The organism is Paenibacillus sp. FSL R5-0810 (assembly GCF_038002285.1).
Classification (GTDB): Bacteria; Bacillota; Bacilli; order Paenibacillales; family Paenibacillaceae; genus Paenibacillus_AQ; species Paenibacillus_AQ lactis.
Map to the genome: position 1 here is coordinate 4,208,425 of NZ_JBBOCF010000001.1, position 24,794 is coordinate 4,233,218.

Consider the following 24,794-nt stretch of genomic DNA (forward strand, 5'->3'; position numbering starts at 1 on the left):
GATCCCCTCTCGAATTCGGACACTTTAAGTTTCATATGGTTGTCATGGTCCGGAGTGGCTAGCCCTCCCGCAGCCCTAGCTGCGCTCAACCAATGTTTTGATTTGCTGCATGGCGCTCTCCCATTCCTTTTGCGGGTCAGCCTTTTTCTCGAGCACGTTTTTGAGCGCATTTTTAATAATCGTGTCGGTCTGGTCATGCAGCGGTCCGTAGTATACCGGCTTGACGCGCTCCGCGGATTGGGCATAGGCTTCCGCAATCACCTGGCCGCCGAAAAATTCGTCCTGGTCTTCCTTGAACGTCGGTTCGTCGTAAACGGCCGGAATCGATGGGAACAACCCGCTGTCTTTAAACGATTTCAGCTGGTTCTCTTTGCTGACGAGCCAAGAGATGAATTCGTAGGCTTCCTTCGGATGCTTCCCTTCCTTCGGCAGCGTCAGGAACGAGCCGCCCCAGTTGCCTGCGCCTTCAGGCAATTGGGCGATTTTCCACTTGCCTGCGCTGTCCTCAGCATTGCGAATGGTGCCTGCGATCCAAGCCGGGCCGAGCATGACCCCGAAATCGCCGTCATTAATCGCTTTCTGCCATTCCGGAGACCACAGAATCCAGTTGCCGATCCAGCCTTCCTGGATGCCCTTGACGGTGAAATCATAGGCCTTCTTCACTTGCGGGTTGGTCTCGCCGATAAAGCTGCCGTCTTCTTTATTGAAATAGATTTGATCCGGCGACTGGTCGCGAACGCCGTTATAAACCAGATCCGTCAGGTCGGCAAACGGCTTGCCCGTTTTATCCTTGAACTGCTTCGCCACGGTTGCAAACTTATCCCACGTATCGATTGCGGCACTGAAGGCTTCCGGATCCGTCGGCAGCCCCGCTTGCTCAGCCAGGTCCGTACGGTAATACACGACCGTAGGGCCGATATCCGTTGGAAGGCCGAGCTGGAAGGAGCCGTCCACGGATGTTGCCTGCTTCCATTTCCATTCGAGATAGTTGCCTTCAATGTCTTTCGCGCCGAGATCATAGAGGTTGTGGAACTTGTCCTGGTTGTTAATGAAGCGCTCCATGAAGGCGATTTCAAGCATGAAAATGTCAGGCGCGCCCGAGCCGGCGGACAATGCTGTCGTCAGATTGTTATGATGGGCCGTCTGATCGGACGTGTTCTGGAACTTCACGGTGATGTTCGGATGCTCCTTCGTATACTCCTTGGCCAAATCCTCATAGTTGGTCGTACCCAGTGACCAGAAGGAAAGCTCGATTTTCTCTGTAGAGCTGCCCTCATTCGAGTTCCCTTCGTTTGAGCCGCCTTCGTTCGTGCTGCCTCCTCCCTCTTGGTTGGTACCGCCTCCTGGCGATTCCGCAGAATTGCCGCCACCGCAGGCAGCCAGTGAGAAGACCATGATGATGCTAAGGAGCAATGCGCTCCATGTTTTGAATCTACTCATGCTTTTACCCCTCTCATGTAACTTATTTTCTTTTTTAGTCTAATGGGAGACGGGCGACATTTTGAGGAGGCAAACTTCCGAATTCAGGTTGAATTTATTACGATTCAGTTCGATAACCGGAAGAAATTCATCCACGACAAAAAAGACCTTATGCACTCTAGAGGCATAACGTCTTGATTGGGTTTCTTGTTTCAACTACTAATACCGCCCGCTCTGATCGGGACGGCTATACCCTCCCTTAATCGGTTAGCTCCCGAATCGGGTGGAACCATGCATCATCGACGGGAAGAAACCGCTCCATTCCGGATGTTTGCTTGAACAGGCCCGATCCCTCCGCGTCCTCCGGCTGGAAAATGTGCGGATTCCTGCTGACTTCATCGGAAGTAAAGGCATCCAGCAATTTTTGCTGATCCTCACCGCTAACGGTATCCGTATTGATCGCAAAGGGAGGGTTCAGCACCGGTGTGACCGATATAATCGTAAAGGCTTTGCCGGCCAGTGCATGAAGCGGCTCTCCCGCATCTGCCTTGACCTTGTAGACGGCGCCCGGCATTTTCGCCGTTCCGGATGACAGCTCGATAGCATCGGATAGACATAGATCGCAGAAGGCCGCTGCATCAGCTTTACCTGTCAACAAATTTGCAAGCGAGCCCGGATGCGTTCCCCCGTACAGCACTTCGCGAAAAATCCGGTCCTTCCCTCCTTGAAGCAAGTCATCTATCGTCAAATCCGGATACTTGTCCAACCTGCCCAAAGCTCCGATCATTTCATGGGCAGGTATCTTAAACCCGGACATGGAGGTTTCGGACACAAATGATATTTTTTTACCGGCGATAGGCTCCAAAGCATAACCGTTTCCGCGTTTATACGCCCCCTCCTCGCCTTGTCGCACGCTCACCCAGCTAAAATAGAAAGCGTCTTCGAGCGTTCCGGTTTCCCCGCTTGCGACGACCAGCGGCTGGACCTTCGGATTTGCGGCGTTCGCTCTGACATAGCCCTCTGTCCCGATGAATGCCAGATCGGCTTGTCCGTTCGCAATCGCATCGATGGCATCCGTATCCTCCGTCAAGATGGCATGCTCGACTTGTTTACCCGTCGCTTTCTCGATCACTTTGCCCAGCTCATCACGGGCTTCCTTCACCACGGCCCCGGATTCGCCTTGAAGCCAGGCGATGGTTATCGTGCCCTCGGATTTTGGGCCTGCCCCTGCCCCTGCTACGTGTATCGCACCGCCATTCGTTCCGCAGCCTGTCGCTGCCACCAGCACAACCAGCGAAATCATGAGCAGCCAAATCTTCTTCATCAAACAATCTCCTCTCGGGGACCACCGGTCGTTTGTCTGCCATGCATCAAGACCGGAAAAACGTGCTATATTCCACAGCTCCGAAGACACTGTTTCCCCAACTTCCCTATATGAAATCAGTCTAGCCTGTTGCTGGGTCGCAAGGGTCAATGCAGTGTAATAATTATGTAAAACCAAGGTAAACATGAAGTTGGACAAATAAAAAAACAAGCCAGGACCGAATCATCCTGACTTGAATTTTCTTGACAGATTTATGGAAAGCTCTAGCTTTTTAACTCTGCGTTTCTCGAATAAAAAAGGTTCACTGTCGGCCATCGCCTTAGATCATCCATCGAATGATGGATCCCGCATAAGTCATGCCGCCGCCAAAGCCGTAGAGCAGCACGTTGTCCCCGCTCTTCAGCCGGCCTTCGTCAATAGCCAGCTGCAGCGCCAACGGGATGGATGCGGCCGATGTGTTCCCGCGGTATTCGACGCTTGTCAGCGTCCGGTCGAGCGGCATCGGCCCACGTTCGCATATCGCTTCGATCATTCGGAGGTTGGCGCTATGCGGGACGAACCAGTCGATGTCTTCCGGCGACATGCCTCCTTTATCCAGAAGCTCGCGGACGCCGTCCGGAATGTTGCGGACGGCCCATTTATAAATTTCGCGGCCGTTCTGCACGAGACAGCCGCTCTTTAGCTCCTCGCCGTCCATCTTTTCGGACAGCGCGGTTTTATATAGATGAATGCCGCCTTCGCCGAATGTGCCGGACGTGGACGCCAGAATGCCCGGCCGGCTCTCATCCGCTTCCAGCAGCACCGCGCCGGCCCCGTCTCCGAACAGGACACATGTCGTTCGGTCGGTGTAATCCGTAATTTTGGAGAGCGTCTCGACGCCAATGACCAAAATTTTCGAGTAGGCACCGCCGGATATAAGCCCGTCCGCCATCTGCAGTGCATAGACGAAGCCGGCGCATGCCGCATTCACATCAAGGGCGCCCGTACTGACGATGCCAAGCTTGGACTGGACTCTCGAAGCCGTGCTCGGGAAGGAATACTCCGGCGTGCTGGTTGCCACAAGAATCATATCCGCATCCTTCACGGTAACACCGTATCGATTGACCATATCTTCCACGGCCTTGATTGCCAGATCGGATACAAATTGATCCTCCGCAGCGATGCGGCGCTCTCTCATCCCCGTCCGCTGAACGATCCATTCGTCGCTCGTATCCACCATCTTTTCTAAATCCGCATTGCTCAGGACGCGGTCGGGAACATACGTCCCGATGGCCGTTATTTTTGACTTGGATTGATTCATGATGACACCTCCATTTTTATTTACGTCTATTATAACACCAAGTATTAGGACTTGGTACTAATTTTATTTGGATAGGCGCCATTAGAACTCCCCTTCCTGAAAATCAAGGTTATCCGCAAGGGCGTCAACCGTCCTTCGGGACGTCGAGATGTTCAAGATATTTCTTCAAATTTTGTAACACGACCGCGTATCCGTCAGGAAACATGTGAATGCCGTCAATGGCATACTCCTTGTGCAAATGGCCCTCGGCATCCGTCAACCCGTCATTTACGTCAATAAAGGTATACCCGTGCTTGGCCGCCAACTGCTTGATCGCATCGTTTGCTTCCCGAATCGCCTCATTCGTTCTTCTCTGAAAAATCTCCTCCATCGAAGCTCTGGACACAAACGGAAAGTCGTCTTTGGCATTAACGGGATAGTAGGCCATGACAAATACCCGGCAATCGGGCAGCCTTGTAGCGATGCGGGTCAAAATCTCGTCATAGTTTGCAAGCAGACGCTCCAGCTTATAATCAGGCGCGCTGATATCATTGGTCCCAATGTTGATGAAGATGTTGGAAGGCTCAAGGTCAAAAACACAAGTTTCCATCGACGCTAATAATTCCGCAGTGACATAGCCCGCAATCCCGCGATTGTAGATGCAATATGGGAGTGCCAGCGTCTGCTGCAGCTCATTGATCGGGAAAAATTCCATCAGCGATGAGCCCACCATCACCACCTGCCCTTTCCGGGCCAATCGATTGAGCTTCTGGTAGTGCAGCAGCTTCATCTTCTTTTCATCGTTCGCTTCAGGCCATGTGTCTTCCTGAATCCCCGGCTCGCGATCCTCCGCCGTGTGCCACCCTTTATTTTCGTCCGCTGATGCCATTTATATCCCTCCTCTTTCAAAGGTTCAGATTTTGATTTTGTTTACCCTTTCATTCTAAGCCTTTTCACGTTTCCCGCAATGCCCTTGATCGTTTGGAGTGATGTAATACGCTGATATTCACCGAATAAATAAAAAACAGGACCGGACAAGGCTATGCCCTAAATCCGGTCCTGTCTTCGATACGTCGTCCCCTGCAGCTACGAAATGGTGGCCTGGAGGCTCCATGACGGCCTGCAGCTCCATTATGAGCGGGCGAGCGGGCAGACACCCTCGCTCAACAGCGCGTGCCCAGAGCGTGCACGAGCACCTTATGAGCATTCACACGCTTTTGACGTGGCAGGAATCGCAAACCTCCGATTATGCGTGTAACCATACAAAAAAACAAGCGCGTTATCGATATGTCGATAACGCGCTTGTTGGTTGTGCTTGGCGGCGTCCTACTCTCCCGGGACCCTTCGGTCCAAGTACCATCGGCGCTGGAAGGCTTAACGGTCGTGTTCGGTATGGGAACGCGTGGAACCCTTCCGCCATCGCCACCAAACGTGATTTTTGCGCTGCACTTTGCTTCAATGATTGCTCACCAGCAAAATATCAAGCCTTAGAAAAGGCATGCAGCTTCAAAATCGTTTCAAGATCTTTTGAACCTTGAAAACTAGATACGAAACGTCTTTGCGTTGTTTAGAATCCGTAGCATTGTCCCAAAGTACTCCTCCGATGCAAAGCGTAACGCTTCCGAAGTGAGTTTTCCTTTGGAAAACTTTTAGGATAAGCCCTCGACCGATTAGTATTGGTCAGCTCCATGCATTGCTGCACTTCCACCTCCAACCTATCTACCTCGTCGTCTTCAAGGGGTCTTACATACTGGGAAATCTCATCTTGAGGGGGGCTTCACGCTTAGATGCTTTCAGCGCTTATCCCGTCCGTACGTAGCTACCCAGCCATGCTCCTGGCGGAACAACTGGTGCACCAGCGGTACGTCCATCCCGGTCCTCTCGTACTAAGGACAGCTCCTCTCAAATTTCCTACGCCCACGACAGATAGGGACCGAACTGTCTCACGACGTTCTGAACCCAGCTCGCGTACCGCTTTAATGGGCGAACAGCCCAACCCTTGGGACCTACTTCAGCCCCAGGATGCGATGAGCCGACATCGAGGTGCCAAACCTCCCCGTCGATGTGGACTCTTGGGGGAGATAAGCCTGTTATCCCCAGGGTAGCTTTTATCCGTTGAGCGATGGCCCTTCCATGCGGTACCACCGGATCACTAAGCCCGACTTTCGTCCCTGCTCGACTTGTAGGTCTCGCAGTCAAGCTCCCTTATGCCTTTGCACTCTTCGAATGATTTCCAACCATTCTGAGGGAACCTTGGGGCGCCTCCGTTACTCTTTAGGAGGCGACCGCCCCAGTCAAACTGCCCGCCTGACACTGTCCCCGTACCGGATCACGGTACCAGGTTAGAACCTAGATACGATCAGGGTGGTATCCCAACGTCGCCTCCACACAAGCTGGCGCTCATGCTTCAAAGGCTCCCACCTATCCTGTACAGATCGTACCCAAATCCAATATCAAGCTGCAGTAAAGCTCCATGGGGTCTTTCCGTCTTGTCGCGGGTAACCTGCATCTTCACAGGTATTAAAATTTCACCGGATCTCTCGTTGAGACAGCGCCCAAGTCGTTACGCCATTCGTGCGGGTCAGAATTTACCTGACAAGGAATTTCGCTACCTTAGGACCGTTATAGTTACGGCCGCCGTTTACTGGGGCTTCGGTTCACAGCTTCGGGTTTAACCCCTAACCGCTCCCCTTAACCTTCCAGCACCGGGCAGGCGTCAGCCCGTATACTTCGCCTTGCGGCTTCGCACAGACCTGTGTTTTTGCTAAACAGTCGCTTGGGCCTTTTCACTGCGGCCCCCTCGGGCTATTCACCCTACCGAGGCACCCCTTCTCCCGAAGTTACGGGGTCATTTTGCCGAGTTCCTTAACGAGAGTTCTTCCGCGCGCCTTAGAATTCTCTTCTCGCCTACCTGTGTCGGTTTGCGGTACGGGCACCTTCACCTGACTAGAGGCTTTTCTTGGCAGTGTGAGATCATGACCTTCGCTACTGTAATTTTCACTCCCCATCACAGCCCAGCCTTACGATGTGCGGATTTGCCTACACATCAGCCTCACTGCTTGGACGGACATCCATCAGTCCGCGTCACTACCCTCCTGCGTCACCCCATCGTTCATAACGGTTTACGGTGGTACAGGAATTTCAACCTGTTGTCCTTCGACTACGCCTTTCGGCCTCGCCTTAGGTCCCGACTTACCCTGAGCGGACGAGCCTTCCTCAGGAAACCTTGGGCTTTCGGCGGATCAGATTCTCACTGATCTTTTCGTTACTCATACCGGCATTCTCACTTGTGTACTCTCCAGCGCTCCTTACGGTACACCTTCAACGCATACACAACGCTCCCCTACCCCTGATGCAAGCATCAAGCCATAGCTTCGGTGGTGTGTTTAGCCCCGTTACATTTTCGGCGCAGAGTCACTCGACCAGTGAGCTATTACGCACTCTTTAAATGGTGGCTGCTTCTAAGCCAACATCCTGGTTGTCTGTGCAACTCCACATCCTTTCCCACTTAACACACACTTGGGGACCTTAGCTGATGGTCTGGGCTGTTTCCCTTTTGACAATGGATCTTAGCACTCACTGTCTGACTCCCGGATATAAGTCTATGGCATTCGGAGTTTGACTGAGCTTGGTAACCCTTGCGGGCCCCGCACCCAATCAGTGCTCTACCTCCACGACTCTTCATTCCGAGGCTAGCCCTAAAGCTATTTCGGGGAGAACCAGCTATCTCCGAGTTCGATTGGAATTTCTCCGCTACCCCCACCTCATCCCCGCACTTTTCAACGTACGTGGGTTCGGGCCTCCAGTGCGTGTTACCGCACCTTCACCCTGGACAGGGGTAGATCACACGGTTTCGGGTCTACGTCCACATACTAAAGCGCCCTATTCAGACTCGCTTTCGCTGCGGCTACGGCTTCTCGCCTTAACCTTGCATGGGAACGTAACTCGCCGGTTCATTCTACAAAAGGCACGCCATCACCCATAGATCGGGCTCTGACTTCTTGTAAGCACACGGTTTCAGGTTCTATTTCACTCCCCTTCCGGGGTGCTTTTCACCTTTCCCTCACGGTACTGCTTCACTATCGGTCGCTAGGGAGTATTTAGCCTTAGCAGATGGTCCTGCTGGATTCATACGGGGTTTCACGTGCCCCGCACTACTCGGGATCCGTCTCGGAGGGTTCACATTTTCGATTACAGGGCTTTTACCTTCTATGGCCGGCCTTTCCAGACCTGTTCGTCTAATCTAAACCTTTGTAACTCCATGTGAGACGTCCCACAACCCCAGAGAGCAAGCTCTCTGGTTTAGGCTGTTCCGCGTTCGCTCGCCGCTACTGACGGAATCACTCTTGTTTTCTCTTCCTCCAGGTACTTAGATGTTTCAGTTCCCTGGGTATGCCTCCTCGCATCCTATGTATTCAGATACGGGTAACTGGCTATTACACCAGCTGGGTTTCCCCATTCGGACATCCCCGGATCGAAGCTTGCTTACAGCTCCCCGAGGCAGTATCGTTGTTCGCCACGTCCTTCATCGGCTCCTAGCGCCTAGGCATCCTCCGTGTGCTCTTAGTAGCTTAACCTCAAAGTTTCGCTTGCGAAACTAACTTCGAAAGCATAAACTATCGCTCCAGTTTCGTGCCATGTGCTCTGTTGTCCGCTTGTTTCCTAATTGGATAAAACCACTCAATGGTGAAACAAGCTTCCAAAGGATCACCTGTCACGAATCTTTCGCTCTAACGCTACTCTTTCACTTCTTGGTCAATCACTTGACACAAGTCGTTAGAGAAGGATATTTCTAAAACGCAAATTCGTTTCGTTATCTAGTTTTCAAGGATCAAATGAGAGGTTGAACTCTCAAAACTGACCAACGAGTGAGTAGGTCGACTTTACTTCGTAAAGCCTATTTATCCGGCAGCTTACGCTGACCGTATTTGTACCGCTTCGCTACGGAAGCGAGGTACTCCATAGAAAGGAGGTGATCCAGCCGCACCTTCCGATACGGCTACCTTGTTACGACTTCACCCCAATCATCTACCCCACCTTCGGCGGCTGGCTCCCGTAAGGGTTACCCCACCGACTTCGGGTGTTGTAAACTCTCGTGGTGTGACGGGCGGTGTGTACAAGACCCGGGAACGTATTCACCGCGGCATGCTGATCCGCGATTACTAGCAATTCCGACTTCATGCAGGCGAGTTGCAGCCTGCAATCCGAACTGAGACTGGCTTTTTAGGATTGGCTCCACCTCGCGGCTTCGCTTCCCGTTGTACCAGCCATTGTAGTACGTGTGTAGCCCAAGTCATAAGGGGCATGATGATTTGACGTCATCCCCACCTTCCTCCGGTTTGTCACCGGCAGTCACCTTAGAGTGCCCACCCGAAGTGCTGGCAACTAAGATCAAGGGTTGCGCTCGTTGCGGGACTTAACCCAACATCTCACGACACGAGCTGACGACAACCATGCACCACCTGTCTCCTCTGTCCCGAAGGCCGCCCCTATCTCTAGGGGATTCAGAGGGATGTCAAGACTTGGTAAGGTTCTTCGCGTTGCTTCGAATTAAACCACATACTCCACTGCTTGTGCGGGTCCCCGTCAATTCCTTTGAGTTTCAGTCTTGCGACCGTACTCCCCAGGCGGAATGCTTAATGTGTTAACTTCGGCACCAAGGGTATCGAAACCCCTAACACCTAGCATTCATCGTTTACGGCGTGGACTACCAGGGTATCTAATCCTGTTCGCTCCCCACGCTTTCGCGCCTCAGCGTCAGTTACAGCCCAGAGAGTCGCCTTCGCCACTGGTGTTCCTCCACATATCTACGCATTTCACCGCTACACGTGGAATTCCACTCTCCTCTTCTGCACTCAAGTTCCCCAGTTTCCAGTGCGTCCCGAAGTTGAGCCTCGGGTTTAAACACCAGACTTAAAGAACCGCCTGCGCGCGCTTTACGCCCAATAATTCCGGACAACGCTTGCCCCCTACGTATTACCGCGGCTGCTGGCACGTAGTTAGCCGGGGCTTTCTTCTCAGGTACCGTCACTCTCATAGCAGTTACTCTATGAGACGTTCTTCCCTGGCAACAGAGCTTTACGATCCGAAAACCTTCATCACTCACGCGGCGTTGCTCCGTCAGGCTTTCGCCCATTGCGGAAGATTCCCTACTGCTGCCTCCCGTAGGAGTCTGGGCCGTGTCTCAGTCCCAGTGTGGCCGTTCACCCTCTCAGGTCGGCTACGCATCGTCGCCTTGGTGAGCCGTTACCTCACCAACTAGCTAATGCGCCGCAGGCCCATCCTCAAGTGACAGATTGCTCCGCCTTTCATAACTCCGCCATGCAGCGGATTTAATTATCCGGTATTAGCTACCGTTTCCGGTAGTTATCCCAGTCTTGAGGGCAGGTTGCCTACGTGTTACTCACCCGTCCGCCGCTAAGCATCAGGAGTGCAAGCACTCCATCAGCTCCGCTCGACTTGCATGTATTAGGCACGCCGCCAGCGTTCGTCCTGAGCCAGGATCAAACTCTCCAATAAAGATCGTCCGAAGGACGATCGACCTCGCCGGATTTGGGTTCCACTCGGATGAGTGAATCAAATCTGGTGAGTCTTGAAAGAGCGATTAAGCTCATTTAGAAAAACTGACGAGAATTTGTTCAATTCTCTATTGTAACTCCCCGCCGAAGCGGTTCGTTTTACTCACTCGTTGTTCAGTTTTCAAAGATCAACCTTTTCGTTACCGGCAAATCTAGTTCGCATCAGCAACTCTTATAATATACCACATCCATTTGAGTTTTGCAAGCTTTTTTTGAATTTAATTTTTCGTTCATTCATTTCAGCTTGTGATTCAAATGTTGTCCCTGCCTTTTTCTCGGCCGGAAATAGAATATAACACATCTTCAAGAAAGAATGCAAGCATTTTTTTAAAATAATTATAAATGGAGTTTCAATACACCTATACCGATACAAAGTAATCCGCCAACTGGGCTATATGGAGGATCATTAGTAATCGTCCCTCGCTTCATCATACGGCATATAATACAGCCTGACCTCTTCATTAATAATAAGATTTGTTCGTACATCCACCAGCTAAGCTTCTATTTAAATGATGAACGGGCTCGGGGACAGAGCCAACGTATGGTGATGTCTCGGCAAAACAAACGTTTAGGAATCGAACCGCTGCTAATTAATAAACGTGTGAAGAAGCAACCGGTCCTGATGAAAAATTGAAAAAATATAAAAAATATAAAACAAAAAACCGCCTCTATATAAATAAGAGACGGTTTTATTATGCGTAATTGACGAATGATTATTCGGCCCCGAGGAACGCGTAACGAACCAAGATGATCACGAACAGAATCCACATCAGCCAGTGCACCTTCGTGTCGGTGCGCCCTGTCAGCTTACCGAATACGGCAAGTACGACGTAAGCAATGATCCCCGCCGAAATCCCGTTGGCGATTCCGCCCGTGAACGGCATCAGGATGATGGTCAGGAATGCAGGGAAGGCTTGCATGAAATCATCCCATTCAATATCACGAACCTGGCTCATCATCAGCACGCCGACAACGACAAGCGCCGGAGCCGTAGCAGCAGAAGGAACAACCAGAGCAAGTGGAGCCAGGAACAGCGCAAGAATGAACAGCACGCCTGTCGTTACGGCCGTCAGACCGGTACGTCCGCCTTCGGCAACACCGGAGGTGCTCTCTACGAATGCCGTAATTGTACTTGTACCAAGGAATGCGCCGGCACTCACGCCGCCCGCATCGACGAGCATCGCTTTACCCAGCTTTTTCTCGCCTTCTTCTTTATTCTTGAGCAATCCTGCACGGCCTGCAGTACCGACCAATGTACCGAAGGTATCAAACAGTTCAACGAACGTGAAGATAAAAATGACCTCGATGAGCCCGATTCCGAGCGCGCCTTTCAGATCCATCTGGCCAACGGCCAAATTATCAAAGGATGGAATCCAGCTTGCGGTGCTAAGACTGGACAGGTCGGTTACGCCCATCGGAATACCGATCAATGTTGTCAGCACGATACCGATCAGCAAAGCGCCCTTCAGCTTCATCACCATAAGAATCGCAATCAGGAACAGCCCGATCAGAGCAAGCAGCGTGTCCTTGTGCTCAACGAAGTTCCCAAGGCCCATATTAAACGCGCCTCCCGGTACCGGCTGGCTAACATCCGTACCCGGGTTGATCGACACGGTAACCAGATTGCCGAGCTTCAATCCGACAATGGTAATAAACAAGCCAATCCCGACCGTAATGGCAATTTTAAGGTTATTCGGAACGGCCGTCAGCAGCATTTGGCGAACCTTCGTTACCGTCAGAATGATGAAGACGATACCTGAAATAAATACGGCTCCGAGCGCAGCCTGCCATGTAATGGCTCCATTCGAGCTCAGCACGACGGTCATGAAATATGCATTCAAACCCATACCCGGCGCCAGCGCAACCGGAATATTAACGAAGAAGCCCATCGCCATCGTTACGAGTCCCGCACCGACCGCAGTCGCGAAGAAGACGCCTTCCTGCGGAATGCCTGCCCCGTTAGGACCGAGAAACAGGTTGTTAACAAGCAGGATGTAGGCCATCGTCATAAACGTCGTAAGGCCAGCGATAATCTCGGTTCTTACTGTTGTTCCGTGTTCCTTTAGCTTAAAGAAACGCTCCATTATAGAGATATCCCCCTTAAAATTAATGACCCGCAACAACAAATAGACCCTAAGGATAAATCCCCAGGGCCGCTGCTTGGAAAAAAGAGCCGCAAAACAATAGCCATCGGAACACAGGCTAACAATCGCTTCGTGAAAACCGGGCGCACTGCCGGAAAGCATCTTTCCTGACAGTGACAGCCGGCTTTAGAAACGCAGTACGTGTCCGCATTATATTGCCGCTCCTCTTTTCGTAGCAAGATCATTACGGTGACCTGTAGAGACTCCCGGGCCCATTCCCGGGATTATACGAAAAAGCTCGTTATTTGTTGTTGTCGTGTCGATTTCTACTCATATTCTAGGACGAGATGCCCAAGCTTGTCAATAACAAAAACGAATATTACACTTGTTAATTTAAAGTAATGTTCGGGATTTGGGGAGAAATCCATAATCATTGTGGGTCGACAGAACTATTTGTAAAAAAACACCCCTGCCATCAAGGCATATCATAACCTGATATCCCCGGTAGCAGAGGTGTTCACTTTCATCCTTTTCGTCTCTCGACTTCAACGAATCGGTTTATATCGTTCGATCTCCCGGAGTACTCCTACTCCCACTCGATCGTTGCAGGCGGCTTGGACGTAACGTCATACACGATCCGGTTGACGTTCTCCACTTCGTTGACGATGCGCACCGAAATCTTCTCGAGCACATCCCAAGGAATGCGGGCCCAGTCAGCCGTCATGCCGTCGATGGAGGTTACGGCACGGATACCTACAGTGTACTTAAATAGAGTAAATTACTATTCAATTATTGCGTTGTTTTTGTATATCAATTGTAGCGGGTAAAACCATTGTTATCAACTTATATTGTATTTATATGCTAGTAACTAATCAGTCAACTCGTTAGCTACTTTCAGCCAATCATCCCTTTAGCCAGAACCACTATATATCCACTACTAACTCATCCAATGTTTGTTCACCGCTAAAAATCACTTTCATATTTTTACTATCATATGTTCTATGACGAATTAGTTTATTTTGTACTTCGTACAAGAAATTATACTCTATAAAAATTTCCCCATCTTTTATATTTATATCTCTAATTAATTCTGAAATAAACTTACATACAAATTCAGTATCACTATATGTTAGATTAGTAATAATTTTTTCGTTGAGGTATCTTTCGTCTGCAGCTGGTGTTCTTTCTATTTCCTTATAGTATTGAGTACTTAAATGCTTTTTAAATTTATTGTATGACGCTTCACTAACATTTTCTAAACATCTCTCATAGTTTTCATACATAATCAAATTTTCATTAATCAACGTTCTCCATTCATCTTCATTTGGTTTTAATTTTTCTCTATCATCACAAAATAACCATTTTTTAAAGTAAGAAAACTCTTTTGCTGTATCACTGAATATTTTTCTAACAGCGTTACCAAAACCGTAACTAAACAATCCTAATTTATCTTCAGTTTTTTCTAATATTACATGTGTTATCAAAGGATTCTGTATGAATGGTTTATTCATATTCATTGTAGTTTGGAAAAAGTAATCATGTGGTAAATCAAATATCTCAACAGCACGTAATAAATGCTCTAGTTTAGGAAATCTCTTACCTTCAAAATAATCATCAATAGCATTAATCTCAAAACCTAACAAAATTCCTATTTCATATTTAGTATATTTATCTTGATAAAAATTAATAATAGTGTTTAATTTATCAGCAAATTTAGAAACACTAAACTTAAATTCGCCTCTATAAAAGTCATCTTCTTCTTTTAATAATGAATACTCTGACTTTTTATTTTCTAAGAATTTTATGTCTTCTTTTTTAAGTTCATATTTACCTAGCTTACTTATTTTATAGATAAGGGAATTTAAATCATCTATATTTGCTTTAATCGAACTAGCGTTTCTACGATAATAAACAGTATTTTCACTAACTATCGGTTTTCCTTTATCATTATAAAAATCTACTGGTGAAACTAAAATTTTTTCAGAATCATAAAGATACAATAATCCAACTATTTTTTCTGATTCTGTATGAATAGTATAGTAATTTAAATCAAAAATTATTTGCTCACCAGTTATACTTAATATTTTTTGACCTAGTGATGTTGGATCGATCTTATTTTCTACACCCTGTATGCTACAATCATCATCAACACCTAAGACTAGCCAGCCACCCCCACTATTTGCAAATGCTAAAATATCCTTTAATAAATTTGCAAATGAGTTATTTGGATTAATATGAATATCTCTTTTATAATCCCATTTATTATTCTCCGTCCCCTTTTCAACTAATTCAAAAAATTTTTCTAAAGAATTATACATATTAATCCCCTTCAAAAAATAATGATCTATAATTAATCTCACCACTATTAACCTGCAATAAAAACTGACTAATGCCCCCATTCGAATAACTTTTCTGTCTTTACTTGGTAGGTTTATATAGGGTTACATACGGCGTTTTTATGTTCTTGGGAAGCACTTTGTTCAATTTCATCTAGGAATTGCATAAATTCTTCTCTTTTCGATTGAGAGAATATTTTTGTGTGAAAACCAATTTTATCAACCAAAGGCTTTTCGTTTAAGTAACTTGCACACTCGTTATCAATGAACATTGCATCACAATAAGGCAGAAATGTTGAAATCATTTCAATATCATTTACCGTCCACCTATTAGGCGGTTTCTTTCTACCTGCCGCGGCTTTACGTGCAATCGATGCAAACAATGAGGCTGACAAATGTAAAAAAGGCAAGTTATCGAAATTGGCTGTTTTGAAATACTTCGATTTTTGACAATTTCAATAGTTCATCTTCCACGCCATGTTCACCCAATACCTTCAACATCATGTTGACATGCCTAACGGATGAAGAAGGTAGAAGTGCTTCATAATCCTCAAAATCATCAAGTTCGGGATTATTCCATACTTCGTACAACTTTAGCTGGTGCTTAAAATACATATTGAGTGTGCCTTTACCAAACGCTTCAACTTCATTCTTGTACCAATAATTGAAGTCCGTATTTTTCGATTCACTCCACAACCGAAATACGCCCTCTATTGCAGAATAGGACTGAGTTCTATGCTCTAGCAGTGCTTCAATGGCTTCCATATTTATCTCACGATTAACTGAAATAATAAACTTACTTGTCCAGGAATTTATGCTCCCGTGTATAATCTCTTCTATATCAAGATCAAGAGCAATAGAGTTTTTACCAACCAACCAATTAGTGAAGTGTTCTTGTAATTGAAAATTCTTGATTGTTTCTTTATCATCGAATGTTTTTCCATGGCTTAATAGCTCATACATTCTCTTTAACTCTTTATAGAATGCTGTAACTTGGGATTCACTATCATGGTATTCAGAATCGGGACAGACAATTAGCTGTAACTTTGATAAACTATCTAATTTTTCAAACAACCGTAGCCAAAATTCATCGATTCCCTTTTTGTTTGCTTTAGTCTTTGGATTCAACACTTTCATCATATTGCTAATTGCGAACTGATCTAAGTAGATGATCTTCTTGTTTAAACTTTGGAAGCGCGGAAGACACAGATCGTTCATTACCTTTTGGGTACAAACAGCTCCTACATCTTCTAGTGTAAGAGGTGTCATAAATAGACAATATCCCGAATGTTTCCCCATTGCAATTAGGACAAGTTATGTATAGACCTGTAATCATATCTCGTGGGTCAAAATGAAAGTACCCCAAAATAATTCCCCTCCCAACTAAAGGTATTCCTGCATCCCCTTGGAAACAGTTTAACATTATGAATTATTATTCCCCCATAAAGAAACAAAGCATCCTAGCCTAGGTGGATACTTTGTTTGCCATCTCATATTCATTGACCCTTCTATAGAAAGTGTTAGGCTTCATTCCGACTTCCTTCATAGCTTGAACCGCTGTATTCGCTCCATCCTTCCATTTATCATAAACTGCTATAAACTCTTTAGTAACCTCTCTCTTAGGTCGTCCAAATTAAATACCTTTTTTCTAGGCAACCTCAATTCCCTTTGCTTGTCGTTGCTTTATTTTCTTCCGCTCTTGCTCAGCCACGTTAGACAGCAGACAGCATAAAAAATAATTCTCAAAAATCTCTCCAAGATCACCAATCGTCTTAAAAGACTATCGAAATGACTCGTTGTCAAGTATAACAATGTCTGTACCTTCATTCGGCAATGATACCGTCATATTTACATCCATAGCCTTAAACACCGAGATAGAAATAAGCATTTGATCAATATTCTTTGTTTTCGATCTTGTTGCCAACTTCTAATAATATCTCATGAATACTTTGTAGCAATTTCTTTGTATCATCCTTTGTGTAAATTATTCCAATATCATGAGAATAATTGTTTGCAGATGTAATTACTTCTTGTGAGAAACGATCAACAATATCATCATTGTTCTTTACAAGATGTTTTCTCAATTCACCCAGCATATTACTCCCGTAGTTATCTTTCTTTGGTAGTGAATAATCCATGTATAAACAGTAGTATTTCACTATTGACTCTAGTATTGTTCTAAGCCTATTCCCAATACTTTGAATTTCATCATAATCATGCTCATCCGATAAACTAAGTGCTATGTTTACTTGATTAATTCTTTGTTCAGTGTAAGCTAACGTCTCGTACATGAGTATCTTCCCTGAAACTCCAGCGTTAGTGTTATTCTCTTTTGGTTGAATCAAAAAGCTGAAGAAGGGGTACGAGAACAGTGTACATTCATGTAATTTTCCATCTTTAAGAAATCTCAGACTTGTAGAAAATGTGTCCGAATCTTCTGCCACAAGAATCTCTTTGCCTTCTTGAAGACTAGATATACCTAGTAAGTTTTTTGCTTGTTTCAGCGATATTACATTAGGCAAGAAAAGTATATACAAATGTCCTTTTAAGTTTAGTATCTTTATTTTTCTTAAATTACAGATAGTATACATATATGTAGCATAGCCGAAAATCTCGGACATCCAATCTTCAGCCAAAGGCTTTTCTTCAAAATCCTTCCAATATATATATACGCATTTTCCTACCAATTCGACTCTTTGAATATGGTCATAATTACTTCCAGAAAAATGATCGACTATCACTTGCCCTTCTGTTACTGAAATCAAATCATTCAAAAATTCGAAACACTTTTCTACACCATTAATCTCTTCTACGTTATCGTACTTATCCCAAACATCAATAAATGCTTTTTCTTTGATGATATACTTTCTATTTTCCATTTAATTTCGCCACCAATCTATAAAGTCGCAATAATGTTGTTCGAGATGCGTTCCTATCAGAAGAAATAAGCCACTCCCAACCATAGTTGTAAGGTATAGCCAACGAGTGCGGCATCAAGACTCTGGTATTTTCATATCCTTTGCTTTCTAAATCAATCTTATCAATCTCTTTCTCTCAAACATAAATCTCACTGATTCATTATATTTTCAAGGGAGTTTAACGAATGCTTCGCTTTCCTTCATACTCACTAACCCTTCTATAAAAAGTATTAGGCTTCATCCCAACCTTTTGCATTGCTTGAACCGCTGTAATTCCTCCATTCTTCCATTGTTCGTATACAACAATGAACTCCTTTGAGATCTCTCTCTTAGGTCGACCGAATTTAACACCCTTCTTTTGAGCAACCTCAATACCCTCAGCTTGGCGTTGTTTCGTTTTCTTGCGTTCTTGTTCAGCAACATAAGACAGCATACTCAAAAATTGATCTTCTAACAATTTGCCTAGGTCACCCATTGTCTTGAATTTACGACTATCAAATAAAGATTCGTTTTCAAGCACAACAATGTCAGCATTAACCTCTCTCGTTATGTACTTCCATTCAGCTATAATACCGTCATAATCGCGTCCTAGACGGTCAAGAGAATCAAGGTAGAGCAAATCTCCTTCTCGAATAACAAGCCGCATAGCTTGATACTGAGGTCGGTTAAAGTCTTTCCCCGATTGCTTATCAATGAATATGTATCTCTCTTCGATTCCTAGTTCGTACATTTTCTTAATTTGCCTATCAGTGTTTTGTTCCTTTGTTGAAACACGAACATATCCAAGTTTCATGATAGCACCCCAGATAATGAATGTTGTTTCAATAAGTATAATACATTTTTGAAATATTTCATATGTATTATTGACATCTTCTGAAACAGCTTAATGGAGGTATTATTATCTATGTCAAAATGTGTACTTTTCGCAATGAAAAAGAGTGCCGTTAGGCACTCCCAAATTAAAATCGGTCATCGTATTCATCTGGATCATACTCGATCTCTTTTACCGTATTGTTTATAGTTCTAGTTCTCCAATGATCATCTACCTCTAATGAGTCAATTTCTTTTGTCTGATAATCATATTTAGCAGTAAACTGAACTTCATACACAATTTCTACCTCATCATGGTGGTAGTAATCACCTTCGGTCATATCGGTACTAGCTTCAACACTAGCAATTACTTCTAAATAACCTGTTAATAAGATATCTGCACCAACCACATCAAAGCTGAAGGATAACAAACTACCAATTGTTATACCATTCATTTCAACATAACCTGGGTCATAGAAATCATCATCAACATCAGACGGGCTATAATCCCCAACGATATCACTTATATTATAATAAAAAATATCAACATTCTGATCTGTATTCAATAGCTCCAATAATTCTGCATTAGTTACAGAACTTGAATTGTTTTCTACCCACTGTTGAAGTTCATAATTAGTTTTATAAGGCTTAAACTCCTCTGAGTGTATAATACCGTGAGTATTCTTAAAAAACCGTCTAAATCTTTTAGAGTCACCCTGTAGATCAGGATGAAGCTTGTTATTATGGGCATAGTCACTGACATTCGCTGTTATTAAGACACAGTCTTCTAAATTCTCAACTTCTGCAATCTTCGCATATGATAACCATATCACAGCATCCCTAAATTCCTGTTTGTTTTCTGTGAAAGGCTTAATTCGATGTATTGACCGTCTAATAAGCTCGGGTAATAGCTCTTTGTCAATTTCAACAATGCTTATTACACCTCTAGCTTCAAGTTCACAATAATGGGTATCAAATTGCTCCATTGCGTGCTGAACATCTGGAAGCGTAATAGTTAAAGGCTCTATATTGGGAACTTGATTGTACTCCACCAAAGTTTCCTTTAACTTTTTAATCTGTTCCTCTAATTTTCGTTTATACAAAGCCTTTGCTTCATCTAAGACTACCCTAGATACGTACAACACAAGTCCATTCTCTTCGCATATTTTTATGAGCTTGTCATTATATATTTTTTTGAGAAATGGATCGTCATAGAAATTAGTTGTATCTAAAAAAATGTTCATTAGTTACCCCTATGATAAAAGTTAAGTAAAATTATACCATGTGCACACTGTCAAATCTATGAAAGTAGGATTCTCTTATCGAGTAATTAATACCAGTTTTATTACCAAAGAGGAGCGGGGCAGGGATAGGTTTACAGTGACTAGACAATCTATTGATTCCGTCTCGACTGGTACACTCCTATCCAATAACTCATACATCATATTTTACGATACGAAAAGCCTTGATACAATTTCTTGTTATTTACTTGATACCTTGGTTAGCTCCATACATATTATCGCATCCATAGACTATGTAATTGTAGCCGCTCAGTTACAATCACTGAGCGGTGCTTGATTTCTCAGTCAAGGTGTTTACCTTTTTCTCGATCATTTGCTTAACAGCTTCCTCAGCACTCAATTCCTCAGTGAATGCTTTAACCTTGAAATCCCCCCCAGCAAATCATGTTGCTTGATGCTAAATAGGTATCTCTGAGTATTCGTTACTTTCCCCTCAAATCTCTTGCTCTCACATAAATACAAATATGCTATCCTCTCACCATTATTGCGTTTACGCCACTTGACCCTAATATACATTCGTCCCCCCCCCATTTTAGGAAAACTTCAAAATCGATATCATCCATATCATCAACTTCATCATCAACGTTCAGTTTCCGAATTACTTCACCTGTTTTTATGTCGATAACGTTACCATCAATCTCTTTTTCGTTTGTCCACCCAATCATACGTTCATATTCTTCCGCTGATACCCTTTGTTGTTTTGGAATAATGTTCATTTGCATCACGTTCTGTGCAAAATCTGAGTAATCGAGGACCGTGTAAGTGTTTGCTTTTGGGTCTTTATCATCTGGCTTATCTGGACACCAAGGTTTGTGGTCATTTGTAATCATGTTGTATCTCTCTAAGTTTTCCAATTGGCATTTTACTTCGTCAATGGAAAGGCCAGTGAGTTGAGCCATGCGCCTCTTAGAACAGTCATAACCCATACGAAATTTATCGTACTGTTTCCGCAAGAAACAATACAGATAGAATCCTTCGATACCTAATTCTGGATGGGTGATGCAGTATATGAATGTTTCCATTTCAACGATGTGCGTATTACCAAATAAATGGATTGTACTAGTAGGATACTTGACTTCTGGATTAGTTTCATCTTCTGGTGTCCTCCAAATACCTTTTACTGGCATCGCTACCTTCCAAGCTTTGTGATTGATCTTTTGGGGAGAAGCAGATTCACTCTCCATTGTAAATGCAAGGTCTATACAATCTTCATCTTCGTAATAATAGGCAATTGGCTTATCAGTGACTTTACGGATGTATCCGATCTGCTCCAAGAAACCAGTTTTGTTTTTGGTCAAATAGGTGTAAGCTTCCGATTTAGCATTAAAACCCAATAACTGCTTAATGATTCCTTCGTTTATTGGCAAAGCTCCTTTTGCATTATCCCAATAATAGTGATTTGCATATCTCCACATATAGTGAGCTAAGAAGGTGTAGCCAAACGCATATGCAACGTGAGATGATCTTGCAGTTGCATCTGTTTCCTCTTTCAAATCAGCAAATCCCTTGCTGAAATCCGAATAGATTTCATTCGGCATGAACACGAAACTTTGCAACTTGCTTACATTCATCATTTTTTTCATTTCGTTTGCGGTAAAAAATGCTTTTCTTTTTCTCGCCATATTGCCATCGCCCCTGTCTATTAATCCCATATGTTTCAATATCCGCTGTCGAAAACTACCCAGTAAAACTGTCAATCTTTGCTTGTAACTTTGCGTTTCTAGGAAACAACCAGAACTTATTACCGGACTTTTCATGCAAGGCAGAGCAAATGTAACTAAACCCATTACGCTTCAAAAACCCCATTAATTTTGCGTTGTAACAGAAGAAAAAATCCTTTTCTGCTCTCATAACCGATCACCACCTCTACGAAGTTTTGGGCATAAAAAAAGACCAACTCGTTGTTGAGTCGGTCAATGTTTTGCCCTTACATGTTCTATAGTTATGGCAACATTCTCACTAATCTCACGTTAAGATTCCTAAAACCCGTTCTACTCCACCCTTATATAATAGTTGAGTATAATCAATAGCATATTTGAATCATTAAGCACCGGACTAAATATTATATAAGAGCGGCATAGAACGGATTTTATGTTTTCTCTCACAGACACATACAGAACTAATTGATTATTCTAAGCGAAGCTTTTGGCGCATCAGCTAACACTGAGCGAATCGTTGCGCATTTAGTATTTTAAGGTTCACTAGAGACATCTTTATTTTCTCATTGTGAGCCTTATTTGTACTAAGCCTAATACTAAAATGAGACTTATTGTCAGAGTACTTTCTTTGGTTTTACATAATTTTACAATAACCTAGTCATCGAATATAATGGTGTTGATTGTTTATCTCTACAGGAGGTAGATATTTTTGCTCAAAACCTCATATTCCAAAAGAATATCCTTATTAAAGCAAGTACCAAATCCTTTAAGAAAATCTGATTTAGATAAGGTTTATTGTCATTTCGGAGGTGAGTGTGGTCTTACTGGTGAACACCAAAACACCACGTATGACCACTTCATTCCAACGTCTTGGGGAACTGTTGTATTTAAGTACGGTATCGGTGGTCATACATACGCCAACATGATTATGTTGGCTCGAAGGTTTAACGAGTCAAAGAGAGCAATGAACCCTTTTGAATGGTATAAAAAAAACCGAGCTAGATTGGGGATTCCACCGAAGAAGTGGAAAACATTAATTAAACATGTAGCAGCAAAACATAAGTTGACCCCAGAGGAATATGAAATGAAGGTTTATGCTTGTCATGAGGAAGTTAAGGCAATCAAATGGATGGAGGAAGTAAACTCTTGGGTGAAAGCTTCTTTGAAGGCAGGGAGATACATCAATTCACCACATTTCTTGATAATGTCTGGATTGTGGAGAAACCTAAACATTCCCATCGTTGTCAAAACGTACGGTAGTGAGGATGCAAAGAAGCTACTAGACGATGAAACCTTCAAAACAATAATTAACGATTGTAAGGCTAAAGAATACCTAGCCATACATACAAAGCCATCTAGTAAAAAGCGCAAACTGTAAATAAAATATCGATTCAATTCAGAGTCTTACCTCGACGGGAAGGTGTGCCACAGTGCTAAAACAATGGAGAGTATTTATGTTTTGCGGGAACATTGCTGCTATTGTTGGGGTACTTATATCGTGGATGGTAGAAGGATCAGTAAAGCCAACTACACTAGTTCTCACAGCGTTTAGCATTTCTCTTACGCTAACCTTTTATCAGCCAGAATTAAAGGAATTGTACAACAAGATTTTCAATGGTAATGATGATGACTTTAGCGGCGGCAGTTTCGGATAACAACAACTGCATAACTGTTTCAAATCATAATTATAGAAAGGGCTAAGAAGTTGAAATGATAGCAATATGGAGCATTCTGACGAGAGCCTTGTCTCTGTATGCATTGAATCTAGCCAAATGCCATCGTGAAATATTCAATCACCCAATTAAGAATACAGGAGTTACAAAAGAACTTTAAAGACCACTAAAACAGGTGGTCTTTGCTTTTGGAGGTCAATAATCGCTTCTCCTTCATCTGGAATCCCCTTGCATTGACATTAAAGCGTCACGTCCGCCTCTCAGACGCACAATTTCCGCCCTTATTGCTTCTCGACGTTCTGAGGGTACATTATCACTAAAATGTTCAAGAACGAGCTTACAATGGCGCTGGGCGATCTGCAGGAGCCTATTGTTCGTAGCATCATCCAGTTCAATGAATGACCTTATCATTTCAGCCCCTCCTTCGAACTCTGCTTTATCTTCACTCCGTTCAGAGGACTATGTAGCCGTCCAATATGCAAAACATCCTCCTGCTCCAACCCCCTTAAATACTTCGAGGTAATTTGAGTATCAAAATGCCCCATCAGCCTGCTCAAACTGTAAATGTCAATTCCATTTCTCAATTGTTTCTGTGCGAAGTAGTGGCGACAATCATGCGGAGAACATCTAACTTCCTTTCTCACGCCAGCGTTGTTGCAATGCTCTTTTAGAATCTTGTTGATGCGGGAGCGGGATAGCCTAACAGCCGATTGATCGAGGAAGTAATACTCCTCAATTTCATCTTGTGGTTTCTTCCTAAACCTTTCCTGCCTTAGCACTTCGTACTTTCTCATGTATTTCCGCATGATATTGCTAATGTACACCAGACGTTGTTTAGAGCCTTTACCATGAATTAGAATGTGCCGCCGCGCTATATCATCATTTTTGATTCCGCACAGCTCAGAAACCCTTATACCCGTGTCAAAGAGCATAATAAGAATGAGCTTGTCCCTCACATTGGAATACGTCTCTTCTTTGAGATCATTGATTATCCGCGACACCTCATCATCATTAAATGTGACAATTACCGTCTTTTCTTCTTTAAGGTTCTTAATCCTCCGCATGGGGTTACTCTGCTCATCGATAAACTCTTCGCTCACTAAGTATTGGAAAAACACCTTTAACGTGGCTATGTTGTTATTGATCGTTCTGTTGACTTCTTTTCCGACACGCTGACGTTCTTGTATGTATTTCTTGATATGAAGTTGCGTCACTTCCTCAGCCTCGGTAACACCCAACTCTTTAACCGTAAACCTTTGCCACCTGTTCAAGCGGAACACACAAAGATCAACGTACCTCTTTTCCCTACCCAAAATTTCTTGGTTCAGCTTGAAATCCTCAATCAACTCATGAATTTTAGTCATAAAAAATACTCCCTTCTATTTGCGAAATAACGCAGATAAAAGAGAGTAAT

At 44.3% G+C, this 24,794-nt stretch carries 13 protein-coding genes, 3 rRNA genes, 1 pseudogene and 1 riboswitch; of the genes and pseudogenes, 1 reads left to right on the top strand and 16 read right to left on the bottom strand.

The window, feature by feature from the left end; all coding sequences use genetic code 11:
* Nucleotides 1–75 precede the first annotated feature (75 nt).
* The 15 genes and pseudogenes from MKX76_RS18735 to MKX76_RS18805 all read right to left on the bottom strand — a co-directional run bounded on the left by MKX76_RS18735 (nt 76) and on the right by MKX76_RS18805 (nt 21,671).
* Complete coding sequence (locus MKX76_RS18735) at nt 76–1,440, bottom strand: ABC transporter substrate-binding protein (RefSeq protein ID WP_341034420.1); 1,365 nt, start codon at nt 1,438–1,440, stop codon at nt 76–78.
* A gap of 238 nt (nt 1,441–1,678) precedes the next feature.
* Entirely contained in the window at nt 1,679–2,743 is a 1,065-nt protein-coding gene (locus MKX76_RS18740) for a PhnD/SsuA/transferrin family substrate-binding protein (RefSeq protein ID WP_341034421.1), read from the bottom strand.
* A 319-nt stretch (nt 2,744–3,062) separates the two neighbouring features.
* Nucleotides 3,063–4,043 (bottom strand): ketoacyl-ACP synthase III, encoded by a 981-nt coding sequence (locus tag MKX76_RS18745; RefSeq protein WP_251537867.1) that lies wholly within the window; start codon nt 4,041–4,043, stop codon nt 3,063–3,065.
* Nucleotides 4,044–4,167: 124 nt separating this feature from the next.
* Complete coding sequence (locus MKX76_RS18750; protein WP_341034423.1) at nt 4,168–4,911, bottom strand: GDSL-type esterase/lipase family protein; 744 nt, start codon at nt 4,909–4,911, stop codon at nt 4,168–4,170.
* 424 nt (nt 4,912–5,335) lie between these two features.
* Nucleotides 5,336–5,452 (bottom strand): 5S ribosomal RNA (gene rrf, locus MKX76_RS18755).
* 220 nt (nt 5,453–5,672) lie between these two features.
* A 23S ribosomal RNA gene (locus MKX76_RS18760) occupies nt 5,673–8,599 on the bottom strand.
* 388 nt (nt 8,600–8,987) lie between these two features.
* A 16S ribosomal RNA gene (locus MKX76_RS18765) occupies nt 8,988–10,541 on the bottom strand.
* The 16S, 23S and 5S rRNA genes sit together here, the layout of an rRNA operon.
* A 772-nt stretch (nt 10,542–11,313) precedes the next feature.
* A complete protein-coding gene (locus tag MKX76_RS18770) occupies nt 11,314–12,684 on the bottom strand; it encodes an NCS2 family permease (protein ID WP_007133020.1) in 1,371 nt (456 codons plus the stop codon).
* Between the two features lie 213 nt (nt 12,685–12,897).
* Nucleotides 12,898–12,996: riboswitch (purine riboswitch) on the bottom strand.
* 274 nt (nt 12,997–13,270) lie between these two features.
* Nucleotides 13,271–13,453 (bottom strand): annotated as a pseudogene (locus MKX76_RS18775) (GMP synthase (glutamine-hydrolyzing)); the annotation flags it as partial.
* Nucleotides 13,454–13,607: 154 nt separating this feature from the next.
* Nucleotides 13,608–15,002, bottom strand: coding sequence for an ATP-binding protein (locus MKX76_RS18780; protein WP_341034424.1), 1,395 nt, complete (start codon nt 15,000–15,002; stop codon nt 13,608–13,610).
* A 429-nt stretch (nt 15,003–15,431) separates the two neighbouring features.
* Nucleotides 15,432–16,289 (bottom strand): hypothetical protein, encoded by an 858-nt coding sequence (locus tag MKX76_RS18785; protein ID WP_341034426.1) that lies wholly within the window; start codon nt 16,287–16,289, stop codon nt 15,432–15,434.
* A 623-nt stretch (nt 16,290–16,912) separates the two neighbouring features.
* Nucleotides 16,913–17,899: a hypothetical protein gene (locus MKX76_RS18790; RefSeq protein WP_341034427.1), complete on the bottom strand. Its 987-nt coding sequence runs from the start codon at nt 17,897–17,899 to the stop codon at nt 16,913–16,915.
* Between the two features lie 217 nt (nt 17,900–18,116).
* Nucleotides 18,117–18,731: a recombinase family protein gene (locus tag MKX76_RS18795; protein WP_341034428.1), complete on the bottom strand. Its 615-nt coding sequence runs from the start codon at nt 18,729–18,731 to the stop codon at nt 18,117–18,119.
* 166 nt (nt 18,732–18,897) lie between these two features.
* Nucleotides 18,898–19,992 (bottom strand): PIN domain-containing protein, encoded by a 1,095-nt coding sequence (locus MKX76_RS18800; protein WP_341034429.1) that lies wholly within the window; start codon nt 19,990–19,992, stop codon nt 18,898–18,900.
* A gap of 524 nt (nt 19,993–20,516) precedes the next feature.
* The gene (locus tag MKX76_RS18805; RefSeq protein ID WP_341034430.1) at nt 20,517–21,671 is read right to left on the bottom strand and encodes a hypothetical protein; all 1,155 of its coding nucleotides are present in this window, start codon (nt 21,669–21,671) and stop codon (nt 20,517–20,519) included.
* A gap of 745 nt (nt 21,672–22,416) precedes the next feature.
* Here MKX76_RS18805 and MKX76_RS18810 point away from each other — a divergent pair.
* Nucleotides 22,417–23,085 (top strand): hypothetical protein, encoded by a 669-nt coding sequence (locus MKX76_RS18810; protein WP_341034431.1) that lies wholly within the window; start codon nt 22,417–22,419, stop codon nt 23,083–23,085.
* Nucleotides 23,086–23,787: 702 nt separating this feature from the next.
* Here the strand turns inward: MKX76_RS18810 and MKX76_RS18815 are convergent.
* Complete coding sequence (locus tag MKX76_RS18815) at nt 23,788–24,744, bottom strand: tyrosine-type recombinase/integrase (protein ID WP_341034432.1); 957 nt, start codon at nt 24,742–24,744, stop codon at nt 23,788–23,790.
* Nucleotides 24,745–24,794: the final 50 nt, after the last annotated feature.

Bases quoted from the DNA above. Each gene is read 5' to 3' on its own strand.
- MKX76_RS18735 (WP_341034420.1), bottom strand. From the start codon at position 1,440: ATGAGTAGATTCAAAACATGGAGCGCATTGCTCCTTAGCATCATCATG.
- MKX76_RS18740 (WP_341034421.1), bottom strand. From the start codon at position 2,743: ATGAAGAAGATTTGGCTGCTCATGATTTCGCTGGTTGTGCTGGTGGCA.
- MKX76_RS18745 (WP_251537867.1), bottom strand. From the start codon at position 4,043: ATGAATCAATCCAAGTCAAAAATAACGGCCATCGGGACGTATGTTCCC.
- MKX76_RS18750 (WP_341034423.1), bottom strand. From the start codon at position 4,911: ATGGCATCAGCGGACGAAAATAAAGGGTGGCACACGGCGGAGGATCGC.
- MKX76_RS18770 (WP_007133020.1), bottom strand. From the start codon at position 12,684: ATGGAGCGTTTCTTTAAGCTAAAGGAACACGGAACAACAGTAAGAACC.
- MKX76_RS18780 (WP_341034424.1), bottom strand. From the start codon at position 15,002: ATGTATAATTCTTTAGAAAAATTTTTTGAATTAGTTGAAAAGGGGACG.
- MKX76_RS18785 (WP_341034426.1), bottom strand. From the start codon at position 16,289: ATGACACCTCTTACACTAGAAGATGTAGGAGCTGTTTGTACCCAAAAG.
- MKX76_RS18790 (WP_341034427.1), bottom strand. From the start codon at position 17,899: ATGGAAAATAGAAAGTATATCATCAAAGAAAAAGCATTTATTGATGTT.
- MKX76_RS18795 (WP_341034428.1), bottom strand. From the start codon at position 18,731: ATGAAACTTGGATATGTTCGTGTTTCAACAAAGGAACAAAACACTGAT.
- MKX76_RS18800 (WP_341034429.1), bottom strand. From the start codon at position 19,992: ATGAACATTTTTTTAGATACAACTAATTTCTATGACGATCCATTTCTC.
- MKX76_RS18805 (WP_341034430.1), bottom strand. From the start codon at position 21,671: ATGGCGAGAAAAAGAAAAGCATTTTTTACCGCAAACGAAATGAAAAAA.
- MKX76_RS18815 (WP_341034432.1), bottom strand. From the start codon at position 24,744: ATGACTAAAATTCATGAGTTGATTGAGGATTTCAAGCTGAACCAAGAA.